Below are 20,861 nucleotides of genomic sequence, written 5' to 3'. Positions count from 1 at the left end.
ATTGCCAAGCTCCTGCAGCAGTCTGGTTCAGATCCGCAACGAGTCGTTCATCGATGATGCGCCGCACGGTCCTGTGTGCCTCAAGAATACCGCGAGGGCGCATGCTTGCGCGCGTGCAATACCTGTCCGCGCCAATGGACCTGCCAGCGGATCAAGGCGCCGGCCCATTCCAGCAGCAATAGCGCGTCACGGAAAGGGGTCAGCAAGATATCGCGACGGGGGAAAGGCCGGCGCATGTCGATCCGCGTCACAAAATAACGCAGGAGGCGCGCGCCGATGCCAGCCGCCGCAAACACGGCATTCGGCCAGCCCGGAGCGATCCACAGGCCGATCGCCAGCACCGGCCAGGTGAAGCACACAAAGCTCATGGCGAAACCGGCCGGCGAAACGGAGCGTATGGTGCGCAGCCAGCGCAGCTCGTGTGTCCACAGCTCGCGCAGGCGGCCCTCGTTGACGCCGGTGCCGACCACCACCTCCGACAGCACGGTGCGCCGGCCGAGGCGGCGGCTTGATTCGCCGAGCCAGAAGTCGTCCGCCAGCGTGTCGCGCAGGCTCTCGAAGCCGCCGATGGCGGCCAGCGTGTCGCGGCGCAAGGCGATGGTGGAGCCGAAGGCGAAGCGGGTGGAGCCGAAGGCGTGCGCCAGCCGCACCGAGGGAGCGAACCAGTCGTCGATGAACAGGCAGCCCAGCCGCGACCAGAAGCCACCGCGCGGCACGCCGTGGTAGAGGCAGGTGACGATGCCTACCTCCGCATTGGCCAACGGTGCCGTTACCCTGGAGAGATAATCGGCTGTCACGCTGATGTCGCTGTCGGCCAGTACCAGCCAGTCGTGCCTGGCGTGCGCCATCAGGTTGATGAGGTTGCTGACCTTGAGGTTGGCGCCATGCACCGTCGGATCGACGACCAAGGTCATGGCCCGTTGCGGAAACTCGGCCTGCAGCCGGCGCACGACCGCGATGGCGGGATCGTTGGCATCGCGCACGCCGAACAGCAGTTCGTAGTCTGCATGATCCTGCAGGCAGAACCCGCGCAGGTCGTCGTACAACCCGGGTTCCCCGCCATGCAAGGGCTTGAGCACGCTGATCGGACGGCCGTGGAAGCGGCTTTCCGGTTGCGCGATCCTGCGTCGATGGCGAAGGCCCGCCCACAGGCTTGCGCAGGCGTAGCCGCAGGCGCACAGGCACAAGGCCGTGCCTAGCCAAGCCAGCAGGGTGGGGACGATAGCGTGGGGCAGCATGGGGTGGCTGTGCTCGATCCGTCTTTACTTCTAAAGTATTCCCATGAGTCAGGCAATGCTTGCCTTTTGGCGCATCTTCTGCCCAGGCGTGCGCAAGTGGCGATGGGGATGGTGGCTCGCATGGGCGAGCCTGTGCGGATGCCTGGCGCTTCATGCGCAATCGCCCGTGCCGGATGGTTCATCAGCCATCGTCGGCGATTGGCTGGTGGCCAGTCGCGACGCGATCATCCGCATCGAACGGGAAGGCGACGGTTATGCCGGCCGCATCGTCTGGCAGCTGCACGACACCTATGGTCCCGAGGATGGCTCCGCGCTTGCGGGCAAGACGGTCACCGACCGCCACAATCCCGATCCCTTGCTGCGTTCGCGGCCCTTGGCCGGGCTCCGGCTGCTGTGGGGGTTGCATTACGATCCGGATGGCCGCAAATGGGTCGGCGGACGTGTCTACGACAGCGACGACGGCAAGACCTACCACTGCGAGATCCGCCTGCTCGATCGCGATCGCCTGAGCCTGCGCGGTTACATCGGCGTTCCCCTGCTGGGCGGCAGCACCACCTGGACCCGCACGCAGGCGCCGCCTGTGACCGGGTCGCCATGAGCAAGGCGTGGGGACTACTCGTGCCGGGGCTGCTTTGTTAGCCTGACGCGGAGTCCTTGCCGCCACGTTCCGTTTTTGTGACGAAGACGTGATGGCGTGAACCGTATGCCGCCCGCAGGATCTGAGAGGTTCGACCTTGGCCAATCGCGAACTGGACTATGCCGTAGGACAATGGACGACGGAGATCGTCTCGTTCCAGGACGAACCACTGGTGCTGGTCGACGAAGACGACCGTGAGACCGGTTTTCTCGACAAGGCCGCCGCCCATCAGGGGCGTGGCACCTTGCATCGTGCTTTTTCGCTGTTCATCTTCAACCGCCGGGGCGAACTGCTGCTGCAGCAGCGCGCGGCGGGCAAGCGGCTGTGGCCCGGCTACTGGTCCAACACCTGCTGCAGCCATCCGCGCCGCGGCGAGGCGATGGAGGCGGCCATTCATCGTCGCCTGCACGAAGAACTGGGACTGGACTGCGAGTTGCGCTTCGCCTTCAAGTTCCAGTACCAGGCCCAGTTCGACAGCGAGGGTGCCGAGAACGAGCTGTGCTGGGTCTACCTGGGGCAATGCGACGACGAGCCGGTGGTGAACGCGAACGAAATCGCCGCGCTGCGCTATATCTCGCCCGAGGCGCTGGATCGCGAAGTGGCGGAAACCCCGGACAGGTTCACGCCGTGGTTCAAGATCGAATGGGAGCGCCTGCGCAGGGAGCACGCGGCATGGCTCGCGCCGGGCGCGTCACTTACCCCCTGAACGCCGCCGCGTGGTTATACTCCGGCTCCATGGCGGTCCGGCAACGGACGGGCTCTCCGGGTGTTCCGGGAAGCAGGCAGGTTACAACCGATAAGGCGGCGAGGAGATTCCGTTGGGCATTCCTCTGATTCAGCAGACCAAGATCGCGCGCTACATCATCGGCAAGAAGCTGAGCGGACAGAAACGCTATCCCCTGGCGATGATGTTGGAGCCGTTGTTCCAGTGCAATCTGGCTTGTGCGGGCTGCGGCAAGATCGATCACCCCAAGGACATCCTGCAAAAGCGCATGAGCGTGGAGGATGCGCTGCGCGCGGTGGACGAGTGCGATGCGCCGGTGGTGTCCATTCCCGGCGGCGAGCCGCTGATCCACAAGGAGCTGCCGCAGATCGTGCAGGGCATCGTGGCGCGCGAGAAGTTCGTGTACCTGTGCACCAACGCCATCCTGCTGCCCAAGCACATCGACGAATACACGCCCTCGCCGTATTTCACCTGGTCGGTCCACCTCGACGGGCTGAAGGAGCGCCACGACGCGTCCGTGTGCCTGGAGGGCGTGTTCGACAAGGCGGTGGCGGCGATCAAGCTGGCGCTGTCGCGCGGCTTCCGCGTCACCATCAATTGCACCCTGTTCAACAACGAGAAGCCGGAAGAGATCGCCGAGTTCTTCGATTTCGCCATGTCGCTCGGCATCGAGGGCATCACGGTGTCGCCCGGCTACAGCTACCAGCATGCGCCGCGCCAGGATGTGTTCCTGGGCCGCACGGAGAGCAAGCAGCTGTTCCGCGACGTGTTCCGCATCGGGCGCGCGCGCAAGAGCAAGTGGGTGTTCAACCAGTCGTCGATGTTCCTGGACTTCATCGCCGGCAACCAGAGCTACCAGTGCACGCCCTGGTCCAACCCGACCTACAACATCTTCGGCTGGCAGCGCCCCTGCTACCTGCTGGTGGACGAAGGCTACGCCAGGACCTACAAGGAACTGCTGGAAGAGACCGAGTGGGACAAGTACGGCGTCGGCATCAATCCCAAGTGCGACAACTGCATGGCGCATTGCGGCTTCGAAGGCACGGCGGTGGACGACACCTTCGCGCATCCGCTGAAGGCGGCGCGCGTGGCGCTGTTCGGACCCGCCACCGAAGGCGCGATGGCGCCTGACCTGCCGGTGCTGTACGGCGACCGTGCCGACGCTACCGCGATCCGCATTCCGGTCAGCGCCATCGAGCGTCGCGGCGCCGCCGCGGGAGCGGACGCCGGCCACTGACGCCGATGCTTGTCCTCATCGGCGCCATCGTTCCCGTCCTGGTGTGGGTGGGACTGCTGCTTGTGCCCTGGCGCCCATGGAGCACGCGCGAGCACCTCGAGGCCGGCGGCGACGCCACGCTGGACGAGGTGACGGTATTGATTCCCGCGCGCAACGAGGCCGAGGTGATCGCCGCCACCCTGGCCGGGCTGCAGGCGCAGGGCGAAGGACTGCGTGTCATCGTGGTCGACGACCAGTCCACCGATGCGACCGCGGCCATCGCGGCGGGGTTTCCCGGTACCGAAGTCGTTCGCGGCGAACCCTTGCCGCCCGGCTGGGCCGGCAAGCTGTGGGCGCTGGAGCAGGGCCTGCGGCACGTACGCACGCCGATGACCCTGTTGCTGGACGCGGACATCCAGTTGCGTCCCGGCCTGCTGGCCGCCTTGCTGGCGCATAAGCGATGCGGGCAGCGCCAGCTGGTGTCGCTGATGGCCGATCTTCGCCGCACCAGTTTCTGGGACCGGTTGTTGCTGCCGGCCTTCGTGTACTACTTCAAGCTGCTGTATCCGTTCGCCCTGTCCAACTCGCGCTCCCGCCTGGTGGCGGCCGCGGCGGGCGGCTGCATCCTGGTCGATACCGAGGTGCTGCGGCGCGTGGGCGCCTTTGCCAGCCTGCGCGATGCGCTGATCGACGACTGCACGCTGGCGCGGCAGGTCAAGCAGGCGGGCTTCCGCACCTGGCTGGGATTGAGCCGCGACGTGGTGAGCCTGCGCCCCTACGGCACGCTGGGCTCGATCCACCAGATGGTGGCGCGTTCGGCATTCACGCAACTGCATTACTCGGCCGCCCTGCTGCTGGTCGTCACCGTGCTGTTCGCGCTGGCCTATGGCGCGCCGCTGCTGCTGATCGGCTCGGTGTACTGGCCGTGGGCGGCGCTAGCCCTGCTGGCGATGATGTTCGGCTACCTGCCGATGCTGCGCTACTACCGCATGCCGCCATGGTGGGCCTTGCTGCTGCCGCTGGGAGCGCTGCTGTACCTTGGCATGACCTGGAGCTCGGCCTTGCGCTACTGGCGCGGCGTGCGTTCGCAATGGAAGGGGCGCGTCTACAGTTCCTGAGCAGGGTCGGCCTGGCAGCCGGAGCGCATGGCGCGGCCAAGGTCGGCGGGCGTATCCACGTCCACCAGTTCGCCGAAGTCGAAGGTCTCCACGCGCGATGCCTCCGCCTTGAACAGGTCGCGTGCGCCACGATCGCCAGCGCAGGCCCGCAGCGCATCGAAGCAATCACGGGGGAACAGGGCCGGCGGACCGGCCGCGTCGCCGTGGCGGGCGGCAAGCACGCGCGTGGGGGCCTGGGCATGCCGCGCCAGCAGGCGTTGCAGCATCCATGCGCGCAAGCCGGGCTGGTCGGCGAGGCAGGCCAGGATGCCGCTGGCCGATGGCTGCCAGGCGAGCAGGGCGCGTACGCCGGCGGCAAGCGAACCGCCCATGCCCTCCCGCCAGGCTGCGTGATGCTCGATGCGCAAGGGGAGATCGCCAAGCTCGGCCTCGACCGGGGCGGCGTGCGCCCCGGTCACCGCCAGTACTGGCATGCCGGTGGCCAGCAGGGTACGCGCCGCGCGCCGGACCATCGGCTCTCCCTCGATCCGGGCGAGCTGCTTGATGCCGCCATAGCGGCGCCCTTCGCCGGCGGCGAGCAATACGATGCCGACCTGCGGCGCGTTCATCCGTGGATGCTGCCTTGCATGCGATGCAGCGGCGCGCCGCTGCGGCGGTGGAGCACCGCGAGGATTTCCGCCACCACGGCCAGTGCGATCTCGGTGGGCGTCTCCGAGCCGATGTCGAGGCCGGCGGGGGCATGCAGGCGCAGGTCGGCGAAGCCTGCCTCGCTTTGCATGCGAAAGGCGCGTTCGCGCGAGGCGAGTGCGCCGATATAGGCCACCGGCGAGTCGCGCAGGGCGGCGAGATAGGCGATGTCCTGCTCGACATTGTGCGTCATCACCAACACGGAACTGTGCGTATCCAGCGCCAGTGCCTCCCTGATCCTGCCTGGCGAAGCGCAGACCGTCGCCAGTCCGGATGGCAGGCTGCCGGCGCGCAGGCGCTGCGGGTCCTGGTCCACCAGGGTGAGCTGCCAGCCCAGCAGATCGGCTACCGGCAGCAGGGCGCGTGCCGCGGCATTGCTGCCGATGACCACCAGCGCATGGGCGGGTTCCACCGGCTCGATCAGCACATCGGCCACCTGCCCGTGGGCCGACAGGCGCCGCGTGGCCGCGGGCATGACATCCACCGTGCCGATGGCGTCGGCGATGGCCGCCGTCCAGGCGGGATCGCCAAGGCCGTCATACAGGACGTGCTGTCCATGCGATACCAGGTGGCGTGGCGTCAGCGTGGCGCCGTCCACCGCGAACAGGGTAGCCAGCCACAGGCTGCGGCGTTGTTCCAGGCCGCGCGCCAGCGCGTCGGCGAACGCCGCCGAGCCGGGCGTGGCCAGGGGCTCGACCAATACGTCCAGCTCGCCGCCGCAGCCCATTTCCATCAACACGTCCATGCCCGACTCGGCGTTGTAGCTCACCACCTGGGCCTGCCCGGTGTCGATGGCTTCCAGGCAGCGCAGCAGGATGTCGCGCTGGGGGCAGCCGCCGGATAGCTCGCAAACCACCTCGCCATCGTCGAACACCAGCATGTGCGTGCCCGGCCGGCGGAAGGTCGAGCCATGCGTACGCACGATGGTCGCCAGCGCCGCCTCGCGGGATGCTTCCTGATGCAGCGAACGCAGCGCGCCGACCAGCGAGCGCCATTCCTGTGCGGAATTCATCGGTACCTCGCAGCTGGGCGGAAGAGCGGATGCAAGGCTAGGCCGGCTTCTCCGGGGCATCAAGCGGGAATGCCGGTGGGCAGGGCCGCATCGCTAGGCCACTTTGGAGGCGAGCAGGTCCTCGATGCGGATCGGCAGTTCCCTCACGCGGATGCCGGTGGCGTGGTGGACCGCCGACGCGGTGGCCGCGGCGAAGCCGGCCAGGCCGATCTCGCCGATGCCGCGCGCGCCCATCTGGTTCAACTTGGTGTCGGGGTAGTCCAGGAACACCACGTCCATCGTCGGCGCGTCGGCGTGGGTGGTCATCACGTAGTCGGCCAGGTTGCCGTTGGCCGCCATGCCGTTGCGCGGGTCGTAGTGGGTTTCCTCGAACAGGGCCATGCCCACGCCCATGGCGATGGCGCCCTCGATCTGGTTGCGGCCGGTCAGCGGGTTGATGATCTTGCCCGCGTCGATCACGCTCACCACGCGGCTGACGCGCAGCCGCGCGATCTGTGGCTGCCAGGCCACCTCGACGAAGTGGGCGCCGTAGGAATGCGTGGAGTAGGCCTTCTTGGCCTTGCTGCCGAAGGTGCCTTCCGACTTGCCGCGGCCTTCCACATGGCCCACCCGCGCCGACGCCAGCACGTCCTCGAAGCGATGCCCACTGCCGGGCGGCTGGTCGCGCCGGTGGACGAAGCCCTGGGTGAAGGCGAGCTGCGCCGCCGCCGTGCCGCCGAAGTGGGCATGGTCCTCGCTCGCCGCGGCCAGCAGGTGCTCGGTGGCCTGTTCGATCGCCTGCGCCATGGCAGGCACCATCGAGCCGGTGACCATGGAGCCGCCGGAGATGGGGCCTGGCGGCAGGTGGGTGTCGCCCAGCACCACCCTGATGCGCGACAGGTCCACGCCGGTCAGCTGCGAAGCCATCTGGGCGATCACGGTATAGGTGCCGGTGCCGATGTCCTGGGTGCCACTGGCCACGCGCACGCTGCCGTCGCTGTTGAACATCACGCTGACCTCGGCGGGAAAGCGTTCGGCGATCCAGGTGCAGGCGGCCACGCCCCAGCCGAGGATATGGTCGCCCTCGCGCATGGCGCCGATGGCCGGGTTGCGCCGCGCCCAGCCGAAGCGTTCGGCGCCGGTGGTGAGGCATTCCTTGAGATGGCGCGAGGAGAACGGGATGTTCTCGCTTTCATCGATGCCAGGCTCGTTGAGCAGGCGCAGTTGCACCGGGTCCATCTTCAGGGCGAGCGCCAGCTCGTCCATCGCCGATTCCAGCGCGAACAGGCCGGGCACCGCGCCGGGTCCGCGCATCGCGGTGGCCACGGGAATGTCGCGCAGTGCCGGCGCCCAGGCGGCGCGCAGGTTCGGCGTGCTGTACAGGAACCCGGTGGCCTCGCCGCAGTTTTCCTTGTAGTCGCCGATGCGTGCGCGGTGGAACAGGTAGTCGTGCTGCAGCGACACCAGCTTGCCCTCGCGCGTGGCGCCCAGCCGGATGCGCTGCTGCGTGCGCGGGCGATGGCCCACGTTGTGGAACATCATCGGGCGGGTGACCACCAGTTTCACCGGCAGGCCCAGGTCGCGCGCCGCGGCGGCGGCCAGCAGGCTGTGCGGCCACACCCACAGCTTGCCGCCGAAGCCCGAGCCGAGGAACTCGGTGATGACCTGCACGTTCTCCACCGGCACGCCGAGCATCTGCGCCAGCGACGCGCGCTGGTTCATCACCGCCTGGCTGGTTTCGTAGAGGGTGAAGCGCGTGCCGTCCCATAGCGCCACGCTGGCGTGCAGCTCGATGGGATTGTGGGTCTCGGTGGGCGTGACGTAGGTTTCATCGATCTTGACCGGGGCGCCGGCGAAGGCCGCCGCGGCGTCGCCGCGCTGGGTATCGACCTTCTGCGGTTCGCTGCCGGACAACCGGCCGTCCACGTCGGGCGCCTGCCTGTCGGCATAGCTCACCGCGACGCGGTGCGCGGCGGCGGTGGCCTGCTCGAAGGTGTCGGCCACCACCAGCGCTACGTACTGGCCGTAGTAGTAGATGCGGTCGTCCTCGAATGGCGGGCGGTTCTCGTCGATCATGGCGCCGCTGGACTTGGAGACGCGGTAGAAGCGGCCGATGTTCTCGCGCGTATAGATCTTGCGCACGCCGGGCATGGCAGCGGCGGTGGCGGTGTCGATCGAGGCGATGGTGCCATGCGCCACGCGCGCCCCCACCGGTACCGCGTAGAGCATGCCGGGAAAGTGGAAGTCGGAGCTGTAGCGGGCGGCGCCGCTGACCTTGAGCGGCCCATCGACGCGCGCGGTGGGGCGTCCGACCGGGGAAAGGGGGATGACGGATGCATCGGCGGGCATATCGGTTCCTCGCAAGGCTTGCGTTCAGGCGGCGGCGGTGGCCAGTGCATGGGCCAGGCAGCGCTGGGCCAAGTCGATCTTGAAGCCGTTCTGGCTTTGCGGCCGCGCGTCGTGCAGGGCCGCCTTGGCGGCGATGGCGAAGGTGGCCGGCGTGGCGGGCCGGCCTTGCAATACGCGCTCCGCTTCCGGCGAGCGCCACGGGCGGGTGCCCACGCCGCCGAGCGCCACCCGGGCATGCGCCACCTTGCCGCCTTCCACCGCGAGCACCACCGCGGCCGAGGCCAGGGCGAACTCGTAGGAGGCGCGGTCGCGCAGCTTGAGATAGTGCGAACGCGCGCCCTGGCGTGGCGGCGGCAGGATCACGTGGGTGATAAGGTCGCCCGGCATCATCACCGTTTCCTGATGCGGCGTGTCGCCGGGCAGCAGGAAGAATTCGCCGATCGGCACCCGACGTTCGCCATGGGCGCCGCGGATGACCACGGTGGCCTCCAGCGCGGTCAACGCCACGTTCATGTCCGACGGGTTGGTGGCGATGCAATGCTGGCTGGTGCCGAGGATGGCGAGGTTGCGGTTGTAGCCCTCGATGGCCGCGCAGCCGCTGCCGGGCTCGCGCTTGTTGCACGGCATGCCGGTGTCGCGGAAGTACACGCAGCGCGTGCGCTGCAGCAGGTTGCCGCCGGTGGTGGCCATGTTGCGCAGCTGCCCGGAGGCGCCCGCCAGCAGGGCCTGCGAGAGCACGGCATAGTCGCGCTGCACGGCGGGGTGGTGGGCCAGGTCGGCGTTGCGCACCAGCGCGCCGATCTTCAGACCGCCCTCGGGCGTGGATTCCACTTCGGCCAGCGGCAGGTGGTTAATGTCCACCACCTGGTGCGGCCGTTCCACGTCCAGCTTCATCAGGTCGATCAGGGTGGTGCCGCCCGCTACGAAGCGGACTTCCGCACCCTGCTGGGCGGTGCTGGCCCCGGCGGCCCATTGGATGGCCGCATCGGCGTCGGTGGCGCGGGCGAAGGCGAACGGCTGCATCACGCATCTCCCTTGGCGCCGCGCACCTGCTTGATGGCGGCAAGAATGTTGGGATAGGCGCCACAGCGGCAGATATTGCCGCTCATGGCTTCCTTGATGTCGGCGTCGGCGGGGCCCCAGGGCTCCTTCAGCATGGCGACCGCGGACATGATCTGGCCCGAGGTGCAATAGCCGCACTGGTAGCCGTCATGGTCCACGAAGGCCTGCTGCATCGGGTGCAGGTGTCCCGGCTGGCCCAAGCCTTCGAGCGTGGTCACTTCGTCGCCCTCGTGCATGGCCAGCAGGCTCAGGCACGAATTCACGCGGCGGCCGTTGACGTGCACGGTGCAGGCGCCGCACTGGCCATGGTCGCAGCCTTTCTTGGTGCCGGTGAGGTACAGGTGCTCGCGCAGCGCGTCCAGCAGCGTGGTGCGGGGATCGACCCGCAGGGTCTGCGGCTGGCCGTTCACTTTCAGCGTCACCGTGATACGGTCATCCGGCTTGCCGTTGGCCGTCTGGACGGCCGCCACCGCCGCCGCGGCCTGTACCCCGAGCGGCAGCCCCAGGCCCGAGGCCGCGCCGGTGACGCCGACGATCTGCAGGAAACTGCGTCGGCCCGGCCGCAAGGGTTGGTCCTGGGCGGGCGTGGGATGTTCTACGGAGCGCTTGTCGGACATGGCTGGCTCTCCCGGAGCTGGCTGTTTCGCATGGCATCGCGGCAAGGCCGGAGGATGTCACGGCATCGATAAGCAATGTGTGATTGCCCCGTGCACTGCATGTGGCACGGGGCGGTCGCCTACAGTCCCACCATTTCCCGCAGTTCGCGCGCATGCGAGCGGCTGACCGGCACCCGGGCCAGTTCCGGCCGGTCGTACACGATATACATCAGCTCGCCGTCGCGCTCTATCTCATGCACATGATGGAGGTTGACGATGTGGCTGCGATGACAGCGGAAGAAGCGGGCCGGGTCGAGCCGTTCCTCAAGGTCGCTCAGCGACAGGTTGCTGAGATAGCGGTCGGTGGCGGTGACGATCCAGGTGTAGTGGTCGTTCGATTCCAGGCGCAGCGTATCGTCCACCTCGATCAGCACCAGCCGGTTGGCGCGATAGACCGGGATCTTGTTCAGCCGGCGCGGTGGGCGCGGCAGGGGCGATGGCGTGTCGTCGTCGTGCGGGGTGGTGGTGATCTCGGTGAGGTCGTAATAGACCATGCAGGCTCCCACCACGCCCTCGGCGTTGAACATCTTCGACACCTTCAGCAGCAGCACGCGGTCGGGGATGTTGATCATCATGGTCACCGGCGGCGGCGAGCGCACGGGACAGCGGTCCACGCCGGAAGGCTCGCCGCCGCCCAGCAGCAGGGCGATCTTCTCGCGGCTCTTGGCGGGGTGCAGACGAAGCAGGTCGATACCGATCAGCTCCTCGCGCGATACGCCCAGGGTCTGCTCGCCGGCCGGGGCCAGCAGTTGCCAGGCGACGTCGTTGAAGCCGATCACGCGGTTCTGCCTGTCCACCCAGACCATGCCGAGGTCGAGGCGCTGCAAGCGATGCTGGAGGGTTTCGTTGTCCATTGAGTCCGCCTGGGTTGACGAACCACGCGCCGGCTTCCGTTGACGCATGGATTTCTTCCAATCGCGCTTCAAGGACTCCATTGACGAAGACGGCATTGAATCTCAAGGACACTTGCGCGCAGGGTTCCGCCCGCATCGCCGTCCATGGCTTCCAGGCATTCGCCTGGGAAACGCCGGCTTCGTGCCAGGGAGATCTTACTCATGATCTTTCCACGTTACTTGTGCGTCGCATCATTGCTCGCGTCGTGCTGCCCGCTCGCCGCGGCGCAGGACAGTCCGCCCGACGCCTATCGCTGGGTGGTGAAGGTCGGCGTGCACAACGTCGATCCGAAATCCAACAACGGCAGCCTGGCGGACAGCGCGTTCGCGGTGGACGTGGGCAATTCGGTGCGCCCCACCGGCACCATCGAATACCTGCTCACGCCCAACCTCGGCATCGAGGCGCTGGCCGCCTGGCCGTTCAAGCACGACATCCGGCTCAACGGCACGCGGGCCGCCACCGCCAAGGAACTGCCGCCGGTGATCTCGCTGCAGTATCACTTCCTGGTGGAACAAAAGCTGTCGCCGTATGTCGGCGTCGGCGTCAATTACACGCGCTTCTTCAACATCGGCGAGACCGGCGCGCTGGCCGGCACGCACCTGTCCCTGGGCAGTTCCTGGGGCGTGGCCGCGCATGCCGGCGTGGACTACCGCATCAACGATCGATGGCTGGCCGGCGTCGACCTGCGCTGGGTCGACCTCGATACGCGCGTCAAGCTCAACGGCTCGCGCCTGGGCACCGTCAACGTCGATCCGCTGGTGTATGGCGTCTACGTCGGTTACCGCTTCTGAGCTTTCGCCTGCTGCATCGCATCACGGCTTGCGCTGGCGAGCCATCCCTGGTCGTCGGCGCACGGATGGCGTGCGTTCGCGAAACCGCCGTTGCCTGCGCGGCAGGGCTGACGCTTCCTACCGGCATGGCTTGTGGCGACCCGGGCCAGGCAACGATCCAGGAGGCAGGCGTCCATGATTCCGCGGCCGTTCGAATACCACGCACCGACCTCGCTGAACGATGCGGTGAAGCTGCTCGGAGACCTGGGTGCCGAAGCCAAGCTGCTGGCCGGCGGGCACAGCCTGCTGCCCATGATGAAGCTGCGTTTCGCCGAGCCGGCGCACCTGATCGACCTGGGCAGGATCGACGCGCTGCGCGGCATCGGTATCGACGGGCAGGTGATCCGCATCGGCGCGATGACCACCGAGAACGAGCTGGTGTGGTCCGAACTGTTGCAACAGCATTGCCCGCTGTTGGTGGAGGCCGCGCGGCTGATCTCCGATCCGCAGGTGCGCTACATGGGTACCATCGGCGGCGACATCTCGCATGGCGATCCCGGCAACGATCATCCGGCGCTGATGATCTGCCTGGATGCGACCTTCGTGCTGCGCGGGCCGCAGGGCGAGCGCACGGTCAAGGCGGTGGACGGCTTTTTCCTCGGCACCTACACCACCGCGCTGGCGCCGGACGAGATCCTTACCGAGATACGCATCCCCATTCCAGCCGAAGGCAGCGGCTGGTGCTACGCCAAGCTCAAGCGCAAGACCGGCGACTTCGCCACCGCGGCGACGGCGGTGCTGCTGCGCATGAAGGGCGGGCAGGTGGAGGACGTATCCATCGCGCTCACCAATGTCGCCGACACAGCGCTGAAGGCGCGCGATGCCGAGGGCCATCTGCGCGGCAAGCGCCTTGACGAGGCAGCGATCGGCGAGGCAGCGCGGCTGGCCATGGCGATCTGCCAGCCGGCCGAGGACTTGCGCGGCAACGTCGAATACAAGACCGCCATGGCCGGCGAGATGACGCGGCGGGCACTGCGCACCGCCGCGTCGCGGGTCCACTGACAGCGGAGACGGCGATGGCCAAGAAGACCGTGGTGAGTTTCAGGCTCAATGGCGTCGAGACCGATGTGATGGTCGAACCGCGCGAGCTGTTGATCCATGCCCTGCGCGAGCAATGCGTGCATACCGGGCCGCATATCGGCTGCGACACCTCGCATTGCGGCGCGTGCACGGTGGACTTCAACGGCAAGTCGGTGAAGTCCTGCACAGTGCTGACGGTGCAGGCGGAAGGCGCCGAGATCATCACCATCGAGGGCATGGCCCAGGGCGGCGAGCTGCATGCCTTGCAGGAAGGCTTCATGCAGGAACACGCCTTGCAGTGCGGCTTCTGCACGCCGGGCATGATCACCCGCGCCTACCGGCTGCTCAAGGAAAACCCCAGCCCGACCGACGAGGAGGTCCGCTACTGGATGGCGGGCAACCTGTGCCGTTGCACCGGCTACCAGAACATCGTCAAGGCGGTGCAGTACGCCGCCCGCAAGCTGCGCGGCGAGGCGGTGGAAACCTCGCATCCCCTGCTGGAAGAAGCCGGCAAGCCAAGCGAGCCAGTCACGGCCTGAGCCGACGAGGACACGCACCATGGGTCTCGAACCGAACCTGGAACGCCTCACCCAGCTCGAAGGCATCGGCTGCGCGCGCAAGCGCCGCGAGGATCCGCGCTTCATCCAGGGGCGGGGGACTTACGTCGACGACGTGAAGATGCCCGGCATGTGCTTCGGCGCGATGGTGCGCAGCCCCTATGCGAGCGCGCGCATCAGGAAGATCGACGCCAGCCGCGCGCTGGCCTTGCCCGGCGTGATCGCGGTGATCACGGCGGAGGAACTGAAGCCCTTCAAGCTGCACTGGATGCCGACCCTGGCCGGCGACGTGCAGGCCGTGCTGGCCGATGGCAGGGTCTCCTTCCAGAACCAGGAAGTGGCCTTCGTGATCGCCGAGAACCGCTACATCGCGGCCGACGGCGCGGACCTGGTCGAGGTGGAATACGAGGAACTGCCGGCGGTCGTCGACCCGAGGAAGGCGCTGGAGCCCGATGCCCCGGTGGTGCGCGAGGACCTGGCCGGCAAGACCGACGGCGCCCATGGCGCGCGCCGCCACCACAACCACATCTTCACCTGGGAAGTGGGCGACAAGGACAAGACCGCTCGCGCCTTCGAGCAGGCCGAGGTCACTGTCACGCAGGACATGCTGTACCCGCGCGTGCATCCGTGCCCGCTGGAAACCTGCGGCTGCGTGGCCTCGTTCGACAAGGTCAAGGGCGACCTCACCGTCTACATCACCTCGCAGGCGCCGCATGTGGTGCGTACCGTGGTGGGGCTGCTGTCGAGCGTGCCCGAATCGAAGATCCGCATCATCTCGCCGGACATCGGCGGCGGCTTCGGCAACAAGGTGGGCGTGTATCCGGGCTATGTCTGCGCGATCGCCTCATCGATCGTGCTGGGCCGCCCGGTGAAGTGGATCGAGTCGCGCAGCGAGAACCTCACCACCACCGCCTTCGCCCGCGACTACTGGATGACCGGCGAGCTGGCTGCCACCAGGGATGGCGTGATCAAGGCGCTGCGCGTGAAAGTGGTCGCCGACCACGGCGCCTTCGACGCCTGCGCCGACCCGAGCAAGTGGCCGGCAGGCATGTTCCATGTCTGCACCGGCTCGTATGCGATACCGAATGCCTTTGTCTCGGTCGATGGCGTGTATACCAACAAGTTTCCCGGCGGCGTGGCCTATCGCTGCTCGTTCCGCGTCACCGAGGCGGTGTACCTGATCGAGCGGATGATCGACGTGCTGGCCCAGAAGCTGGGCATGGACAAGGCCGAGATCCGCCTGCGCAATTTCATCCGCAAGGAACAGTTCCCGTACCAGACCCCGCTCGGACTGGAATACGACTCGGGCAACTACGAGACGGCGCTGCGCAAGGTGATGGACGCAGTGGACTACGCCGGGCTGCGCGCCGAGCAGGCCGCGCGGCGCGCCGACCCCGGGGCGGAGTGGCTGATGGGCATCGGCGTGACCACCTTCACCGAGATCGTGGGCGCCGGGCCGTCGAAGATGTGCGACATCCTCGGCGTGGGTATGTTCGATTCCTGCGAGATCCGCGTGCATCCGGACGGTTCGGCGATCGCCCGCATGGGCACCATCACGCAGGGCCAGGGCCACCAGACCACCTACGCGCAGATCATCGCGAGCGAGGCCGGCATTCCCGCCTCGGTGATCCAGGTGGAGGAGGGCGATACGGCCACCGCGCCGTACGGCCTGGGTACCTATGGCTCGCGCTCTACCCCGGTCGGCGGCGCGGCGACCGCGCGCTGCGCGCGCAAGATCCGCGAGAAGGCGCGCCTGATCGCCGCGCACCTGCTGGAAGTGAGCCCGGACGACCTGGAGTTCGACCTCGACCGCTTCGTGGTCAAGGGCGCGCCGGGGCAGGCCAAGACCATGAAGGAGATCGCCTGGGCGGCCTACAACAACGTGCCGTCCGGCCTGGAGATGGGGCTGGAGGCGGTGGACTACTACGACCCGCCGAACTTCACTTTCCCGTTCGGCGCCTACCTGTGCGTGCTCGACATCAACCGCTACACCGGCGAGACGAAGGTGCGGCGCTTCTATGCGCTGGACGACTGCGGCACGCGCATCAACCCGATGATTATCGAGGGCCAGATCCACGGCGGCCTTACCGAGGGCTTCGCCGTGGCGATGGGCCAGCAGTTGCCCTACGACGAGCAGGGCAACGTGCTGGGCGGCACCTTGCTCGACTACTTCGTGCCCACCGCGGTGGAAACCCCGGTATGGGAGACCGACTACACGGTGACGCCCAGCCCGCACCATCCCATCGGTGCCAAGGGCGTGGCCGAGTCGCCGCACGTGGGCTCGATCCCCTGTTTCTCCTCGGCGGTGACGGACGCCTTCGCGCACCTGGGCGTCACCCATATGGACATGCCGCACAACGCCTATCGCATCTGGCGGCAATCGCACGCACTTGGACTGGACCGGCGGTGACCCATGAAATTCTCGGTGGAAAAGACCTTTCCCATGCCAGGCAGCAGCGAGGCGGCCTGGGCCTTGCTGCAGAACGTCGAGGACGTGGCCGGCTGCATGCCGGGCGCGACGATCACCGAGCGGGTGGACGACAGCCATTACAAGGGCACGGTCTCGGTCAAGCTCGGCCCGGCCAGCCTGGTGTTCAAGGGCGATATCGAAGTGGCCGGGATCGACGCGGCCACGCGCACCCTGCACCTGGTGGGCAAGGGTGCCGACGCCACCGGCACCTCGGGCGCCTCGATGGACCTGCTGGCCAGCGTGCAATCCGGCGACTCGCCCGCCAGTTGCCAGCTGGTGGGCAAGAGCGACGTCTCCGTCAGCGGCAAGGCCGCCACCTTTGGCGGACGCATGATGGGCAGCGTCACCGAGCAGATCCTGCAGCAGTTCGCCAGGAACTTCGCGGCGGAGGTGGCCAGGCAAGCCCCCGCCGCGCCCGCGCAGGAGGCTGGCGAAAAACCTGCGCCACCGCCGGCCAAGGGTCGCGAGCTGAATGCGTTCGCCTTGTTCTGGGCGGTGGTGCGCGACTGGTTCCGCCACCTGTTCGGCCGCCGCGGCTCGGCGTGATCCGGCGAGGCTGGCCATGGACCGCATGCGCGACGTCATCGACCTGCAGGAACGGCTGTTGCGGCTGGGCTATGTCGCCGAGCGGCCGATGGTGGCGCTCCTGCTGCTGATGAACGAACTGCGCCGTCCGTTGCTGCTGGAGGGCGAGGCCGGGGTGGGCAAGACCGAGGTGGCCAAGGTGCTGGCCCGCCTGCACGGCACCGATTGCGTGCGCCTGCAGTGCTACGAGGGTCTGGATGCATCCGCGGCGATGTACGAGTGGAACTACCAGCGCCAGCTGCTGGCCATCCGCCTGCTGGAGCGTGACGAGCGCTCCGCCGCAGCCAAGGAGCAGGACATCTTCTCCGAGCGCTACCTGCTCAAGCGCCCGCTGCTGGAATCGATCACGCGCGAACAGCCGGTGGTGCTGCTGATCGACGAGATCGACCGCGCCGACGAGGCCTTCGAGGCCTACCTGCTAGAACTGCTCTCGGACTTCCAGCTGTCCATTCCCGAGCTGGGCACCATCGTCGCGCGTTCGCGCCCCTGGGTGGTGCTGACCAGCAACGGCACGCGCGAGCTGTCCGATGCCTTGCGCCGGCGCTGCCTGTACCACTACGTCGAATACCCCGCGTTCGAGAAAGAACTGCTGATCGTGGAGACGCGCATGCCCGAGGCGCCGGCCGCGCTGGCCCGGCAACTGGTGGAGTTCGTGCAATCGCTGCGCCAGCTGGGCCTGCAGCGCCGGCCCGGCATTGCCGAGACGCTGGACTGGGCGGCGGCGCTGTTGCGCCTGGAGGTGCAGCGGCTCGACCAGGCTAGCCCGGACGTTCTGCTCGACAGCCTGTCGGCCCTGCTCAAGACCCGCGCCGACCGTGCCGGGGTCGGCGTCGAGACCGTGCAACGGCTGGTGGCTGCATGCTGAAGGCGAAGGCTACCGCGGCGGCCGGGCACGCGCTCACCGTGCGCCTGACGGGCTTCGTCTCGTTCCTGCGCGCCAACGGGTTCGGCGTCGGGCTGGACGACGCGGTGCTGCTGCTGGGCGCGGCGTCCCGCATCGACCTGCTGGAGCCCAGCCTGTTGCGCTGGTCGGCCCGGGCGCTGCTGTGCCACCGCGCCGGCGACCGCGAGCATTTCGACGAATTGTTCGATGCCTGGTTCCAGCCGCCCAACCGGCAGCGGCTGGTGGCGAGCCAGGGTGTCGGCGCGGGCGCGCTGTCCAAGGGAAAGCCGTCGGCGGGCGGCCCGTCGGATCGCAGCGAAGGCCAGGCGCAGGCCGCCGCCAACGACGATGCCGATGCCGATGCCGATGCCGAGGGCGGCGCGGCGCAGCGTGGGGCCAGCAGCCGGCCATCGCTGGAACGCGCCGATTTCAGCCACCTGCACGAGCCGGACAGCCTGCGCGCCATGGATGCCCTGATGCGCCGCCTCGCACAACGCCTGCGCTGGCTGTCGCTGCGACGCGAGCGATCCGGCGAAGGGCGCCGCATCGACCTGCGCGCCACTGCGCGGCATAGCGTGGCCCATGGCGGCGAGCCGCTCGAACTGGCCTTCCGCACATCGCGGCGTCAACGGCCGAGGCTGGTGTTGCTGCTGGACGTGAGCCGCTCGATGAACCTCTACAGCTTCTTCTTCCTGCGGCTGGCACGTGCGCTGCAGGGCGCGCACTGGGATACCCATGTCTTCCTCTGGCATACCCACCTGAGCCTGGTGGGCGATGCCTTGCGCGACCCTGATCCGCGGCGTGCGCAGGAACGGCTGCAATTGCTCTCGGCGGGCTGGGCCGGCGGTACGCGCATCGGCGAGTGCCTGCATCAGTTCGAGCGCGGACACGCCGCGCTGCTCCACCGCCGCACCGGGCTCATCGTGGTCAGCGACGGCTACGACACCGGCGATACCGAACTGCTGGCCGTCACGCTGCGGAGCCTGCGCCGGCGCGTCCGGCGGATCCTATGGCTGAATCCGCTGGCGGGCCGCGACGACTACCGGCCGCTTGCCCGCGGCATCGCCGCCGCCATGCCATACCTCGACCTGCATGCGCCGGCCCATGACCTGGCCAGCGTGGAACGCGTGCTGGAGCCCTTGCTCCGGGCACTACGATGAAGGAGGCTGCCGTGAGCACTCCCGAACTGCTCGATCTCGCGCGCGAACTGATGCGGCAGGCGCGGCCGCATGCCTGGGTCACGGTGATCGCCGTGAAGCCACCGAGCTCGGCCTACCTGGGCGCCCAGGCCGTCGTGGAAGCCGATGGCAGCCTGCATGGCTGGGTGGGTGGCGGCTGCGTGCAGAGCGTGGTCAAGGCCACCGCGTTACGCGTCATTGCCACCGGCCAGGCGCAGCGGCTGCGGCTGAGCAACAGCGGCGATCCGATGGACGACGTGGACGTGCAGCCCATGCAGTGCGCGAGCAATGGCGACGTGGAGCTGTTCATCCAGCCGGCGGCGGTGACGCCACGCCTGCGCGTGTACGGCAATACGCCGGCGGCGCGCGCGGCGGCCTGGTTCGCGCGTGAGGTGGGCTTCGAGGCGCTGCTGGATTCGGCCGTGGCGGCCACGGGCGAGTTCGCCGCCACCTTCGGCCTGCCAGGCGATGCGGCGCATGTTTCCGCCTTGCCGGCGCCGGAATCCTACGCGCTGGTGGCCACGCAGGGGGATGGCGACGAGGCGGCACTGGAGGATGCCCTGCAATCGCCCGCGCGGGGCGTACTGGTAGTGGCGAGCCGGCGCAAGGCCGAGCGCCTGCGGGCGGCGATGCGCCTGCGCGGCATCGCCGAGGAGCGCCTGGCCGACATGCACGCGCCGGCGGGGCCGGATATAGGGGCGACCACGCCGGGCGAGATCGCCCTGGCCGCCGTCACCGGGCTGGTGGCCCTGCGCCACGGCCGCCGCGAGTCGACGGCCGGCGGCGCCGGTGAGGAGACCCGGGCCGAGCCGGGGAAGGCTGGCCCGCCCGTCCAGATCGCGACGGGCTACGTGAATCCCGTCTGCGGCGCCCAGGTCGACCCGTCCACCGCCCTCAGCAGCCTGACCATGGAGGGGCAGACCCACTACTTCTGCTGCACCGGCTGCCGCGAGGAATTCGAGCGGCACCCAGGCAAGTACCTGGCCATCGGCGCGCGCATGCGGCTCACCGAAACGCCGAAGGCCGGCGCATGAGCACGGTGTCGTTTTCAGCGGTGCTGCTCGCCGCTGGTAGCGCCTCGCGCATGGAGGGCGCCTTCAAGCAGCTGCTGCCGCTGCCGCGCGACGGCGGAGCGATGCCCGCCGTGCGCCTGACCGCCACCGCCTTGCTCGAGGCCGGGCCGGAAGAGGTCATCGTCGTCACCGGGCATCGCGGCCGCGAAGTGATGGCGGCGCTGGCCGACCTGCCATTGGCGTTCCGCCACAACCCGCGCCATGCCGCCGGGCAGATGGGCTCGGTGGTCGCGGGGCTGGCCGCGCTGCAGCGTCCTTGCCTGGCGGTGATGGTTTGCCTGGCCGACATGGTGCTGCTCGAAGGCGGGGACTACCGCGCGCTGGCCGAAGCCTTCGCGGGCCTGCCACGCGATGCCATCCTGGTGCCGCATCACCAGGGTCGGCGCGGCAATCCGGTGGTTTTCGCGGCCAGCCGCGTGCCGGAGGTGCTGAGCGGGCAGGTGAATCCGGGTTGCCGCCACCTGATCGAGGATCACCCGCAGGACGTGGTGTGCTTCGAGGTTGGCCATGACCGCTGCACCACGGACATAGACACGCCAGACGACTACGCCCGCATCCGGCGACGCCTGGCCGATGCGGCGGCGATGGCGCAGGCATCGTAGGCATGCCGGCGGCCGGCTCGCGCAGGCCATCGCTGTCCGGTGCCGCCGAAGCCGCTAGACTCACTGCCGGCAGGCTGGCGTGCCAGGCGGG

20 protein-coding genes are annotated in these 20,861 nt (G+C 68.3%); 13 read left to right on the top strand and 7 right to left on the bottom strand.

Annotated elements, in window-relative coordinates:
- Nucleotides 1-80: 80 nt before the first annotated feature.
- Nucleotides 81-1,238 carry a bacteriohopanetetrol glucosamine biosynthesis glycosyltransferase HpnI gene (hpnI, locus tag MJ605_RS09910; RefSeq protein WP_243041320.1) on the bottom strand — a complete coding sequence of 386 codons (1,158 nt, stop codon included), beginning with the start codon at nucleotides 1,236-1,238 and terminating at the stop codon, nucleotides 81-83.
- Between the two features lie 55 nt (nucleotides 1,239-1,293).
- Between hpnI and MJ605_RS09905 the strand changes: the two genes are divergently transcribed.
- The 4 genes from MJ605_RS09905 to MJ605_RS09890 all read left to right on the top strand — a co-directional run bounded on the left by MJ605_RS09905 (nucleotide 1,294) and on the right by MJ605_RS09890 (nucleotide 4,933).
- The gene (locus tag MJ605_RS09905; RefSeq protein WP_243041318.1) at nucleotides 1,294-1,836 is read left to right on the top strand and encodes a DUF2147 domain-containing protein; all 543 of its coding nucleotides are present in this window, start codon (nucleotides 1,294-1,296) and stop codon (nucleotides 1,834-1,836) included.
- Between the two features lie 136 nt (nucleotides 1,837-1,972).
- Nucleotides 1,973-2,581: an isopentenyl-diphosphate Delta-isomerase gene (gene idi / locus MJ605_RS09900; protein WP_243041317.1), complete on the top strand. Its 609-nt coding sequence runs from the start codon at nucleotides 1,973-1,975 to the stop codon at nucleotides 2,579-2,581.
- 112 nt (nucleotides 2,582-2,693) lie between these two features.
- Nucleotides 2,694-3,836: an adenosyl-hopene transferase HpnH gene (gene hpnH / locus MJ605_RS09895; protein WP_243041315.1), complete on the top strand. Its 1,143-nt coding sequence runs from the start codon at nucleotides 2,694-2,696 to the stop codon at nucleotides 3,834-3,836.
- A 5-nt stretch (nucleotides 3,837-3,841) separates the two neighbouring features.
- Nucleotides 3,842-4,933 carry a glycosyltransferase gene (locus MJ605_RS09890; protein ID WP_243041313.1) on the top strand — a complete coding sequence of 364 codons (1,092 nt, stop codon included), beginning with the start codon at nucleotides 3,842-3,844 and terminating at the stop codon, nucleotides 4,931-4,933.
- Here the strand turns inward: MJ605_RS09890 and MJ605_RS09885 are convergent.
- From MJ605_RS09885 to MJ605_RS09860, 6 genes are all read right to left on the bottom strand, one after another.
- Nucleotides 4,921-5,541, bottom strand: coding sequence for a nucleotidyltransferase family protein (locus MJ605_RS09885; RefSeq protein WP_243041312.1), 621 nt, complete (start codon nucleotides 5,539-5,541; stop codon nucleotides 4,921-4,923). The genes MJ605_RS09890 and MJ605_RS09885 overlap by 13 nt on opposite strands.
- Nucleotides 5,538-6,632, bottom strand: a complete 1,095-nt coding sequence (locus MJ605_RS09880) for an XdhC family protein (protein WP_243041310.1) — start codon at nucleotides 6,630-6,632, stop codon at nucleotides 5,538-5,540. The genes MJ605_RS09885 and MJ605_RS09880 overlap by 4 nt, the downstream gene beginning before the upstream one ends.
- Before the next feature lie 93 nt (nucleotides 6,633-6,725).
- Nucleotides 6,726-8,960, bottom strand: coding sequence for a xanthine dehydrogenase family protein molybdopterin-binding subunit (locus tag MJ605_RS09875; protein ID WP_243041308.1), 2,235 nt, complete (start codon nucleotides 8,958-8,960; stop codon nucleotides 6,726-6,728).
- Nucleotides 8,961-8,984: 24 nt separating this feature from the next.
- A complete protein-coding gene (locus tag MJ605_RS09870) occupies nucleotides 8,985-9,983 on the bottom strand; it encodes an FAD binding domain-containing protein (protein WP_243041307.1) in 999 nt (332 codons plus the stop codon).
- Nucleotides 9,983-10,639 carry a (2Fe-2S)-binding protein gene (locus MJ605_RS09865; RefSeq protein WP_345779525.1) on the bottom strand — a complete coding sequence of 219 codons (657 nt, stop codon included), beginning with the start codon at nucleotides 10,637-10,639 and terminating at the stop codon, nucleotides 9,983-9,985. The genes MJ605_RS09870 and MJ605_RS09865 overlap by 1 nt, the downstream gene beginning before the upstream one ends.
- A gap of 119 nt (nucleotides 10,640-10,758) precedes the next feature.
- Nucleotides 10,759-11,532, bottom strand: a complete 774-nt coding sequence (locus MJ605_RS09860) for a LytTR family DNA-binding domain-containing protein (protein WP_243041305.1) — start codon at nucleotides 11,530-11,532, stop codon at nucleotides 10,759-10,761.
- Nucleotides 11,533-11,733: 201 nt separating this feature from the next.
- Here MJ605_RS09860 and MJ605_RS09855 point away from each other — a divergent pair, with 201 nt between their 5' ends.
- From MJ605_RS09855 to MJ605_RS09815, 9 genes are all read left to right on the top strand, one after another.
- Nucleotides 11,734-12,363 carry an OmpW/AlkL family protein gene (locus tag MJ605_RS09855; RefSeq protein WP_243041303.1) on the top strand — a complete coding sequence of 210 codons (630 nt, stop codon included), beginning with the start codon at nucleotides 11,734-11,736 and terminating at the stop codon, nucleotides 12,361-12,363.
- Nucleotides 12,364-12,537: 174 nt separating this feature from the next.
- Nucleotides 12,538-13,404 carry an FAD binding domain-containing protein gene (locus MJ605_RS09850; protein WP_243041301.1) on the top strand — a complete coding sequence of 289 codons (867 nt, stop codon included), beginning with the start codon at nucleotides 12,538-12,540 and terminating at the stop codon, nucleotides 13,402-13,404.
- Nucleotides 13,405-13,418: 14 nt separating this feature from the next.
- Nucleotides 13,419-13,961, top strand: a complete 543-nt coding sequence (locus MJ605_RS09845) for a (2Fe-2S)-binding protein (protein WP_243041299.1) — start codon at nucleotides 13,419-13,421, stop codon at nucleotides 13,959-13,961.
- Between the two features lie 19 nt (nucleotides 13,962-13,980).
- Nucleotides 13,981-16,389 (top strand): aerobic carbon-monoxide dehydrogenase large subunit, encoded by a 2,409-nt coding sequence (locus MJ605_RS09840; protein WP_243041297.1) that lies wholly within the window; start codon nucleotides 13,981-13,983, stop codon nucleotides 16,387-16,389.
- Between the two features lie 3 nt (nucleotides 16,390-16,392).
- Nucleotides 16,393-16,995, top strand: coding sequence for an SRPBCC family protein (locus MJ605_RS09835; RefSeq protein ID WP_243041296.1), 603 nt, complete (start codon nucleotides 16,393-16,395; stop codon nucleotides 16,993-16,995).
- A 16-nt stretch (nucleotides 16,996-17,011) separates the two neighbouring features.
- The gene (locus MJ605_RS09830; protein WP_243041294.1) at nucleotides 17,012-17,899 is read left to right on the top strand and encodes an AAA family ATPase; all 888 of its coding nucleotides are present in this window, start codon (nucleotides 17,012-17,014) and stop codon (nucleotides 17,897-17,899) included.
- Entirely contained in the window at nucleotides 17,893-19,077 is a 1,185-nt protein-coding gene (locus tag MJ605_RS09825; protein ID WP_243041293.1) for a vWA domain-containing protein, read from the top strand. Before MJ605_RS09830 ends, MJ605_RS09825 begins: the two co-directional genes overlap by 7 nt.
- 11 nt (nucleotides 19,078-19,088) lie before the next feature.
- Nucleotides 19,089-20,129 (top strand): XdhC family protein, encoded by a 1,041-nt coding sequence (locus tag MJ605_RS09820; protein ID WP_243041291.1) that lies wholly within the window; start codon nucleotides 19,089-19,091, stop codon nucleotides 20,127-20,129.
- Entirely contained in the window at nucleotides 20,126-20,770 is a 645-nt protein-coding gene (locus MJ605_RS09815) for a nucleotidyltransferase family protein (RefSeq protein WP_243041289.1), read from the top strand. Before MJ605_RS09820 ends, MJ605_RS09815 begins: the two co-directional genes overlap by 4 nt.
- Nucleotides 20,771-20,861 lie beyond the last annotated feature (91 nt).

It is taken from the genome of Dyella sedimenti, assembly GCF_022760995.1.
GTDB classification, from domain to species: domain Bacteria; phylum Pseudomonadota; class Gammaproteobacteria; order Xanthomonadales; family Rhodanobacteraceae; genus Dyella; species Dyella sedimenti.
This window is presented reverse-complemented; position numbering and strand designations above follow the sequence as displayed.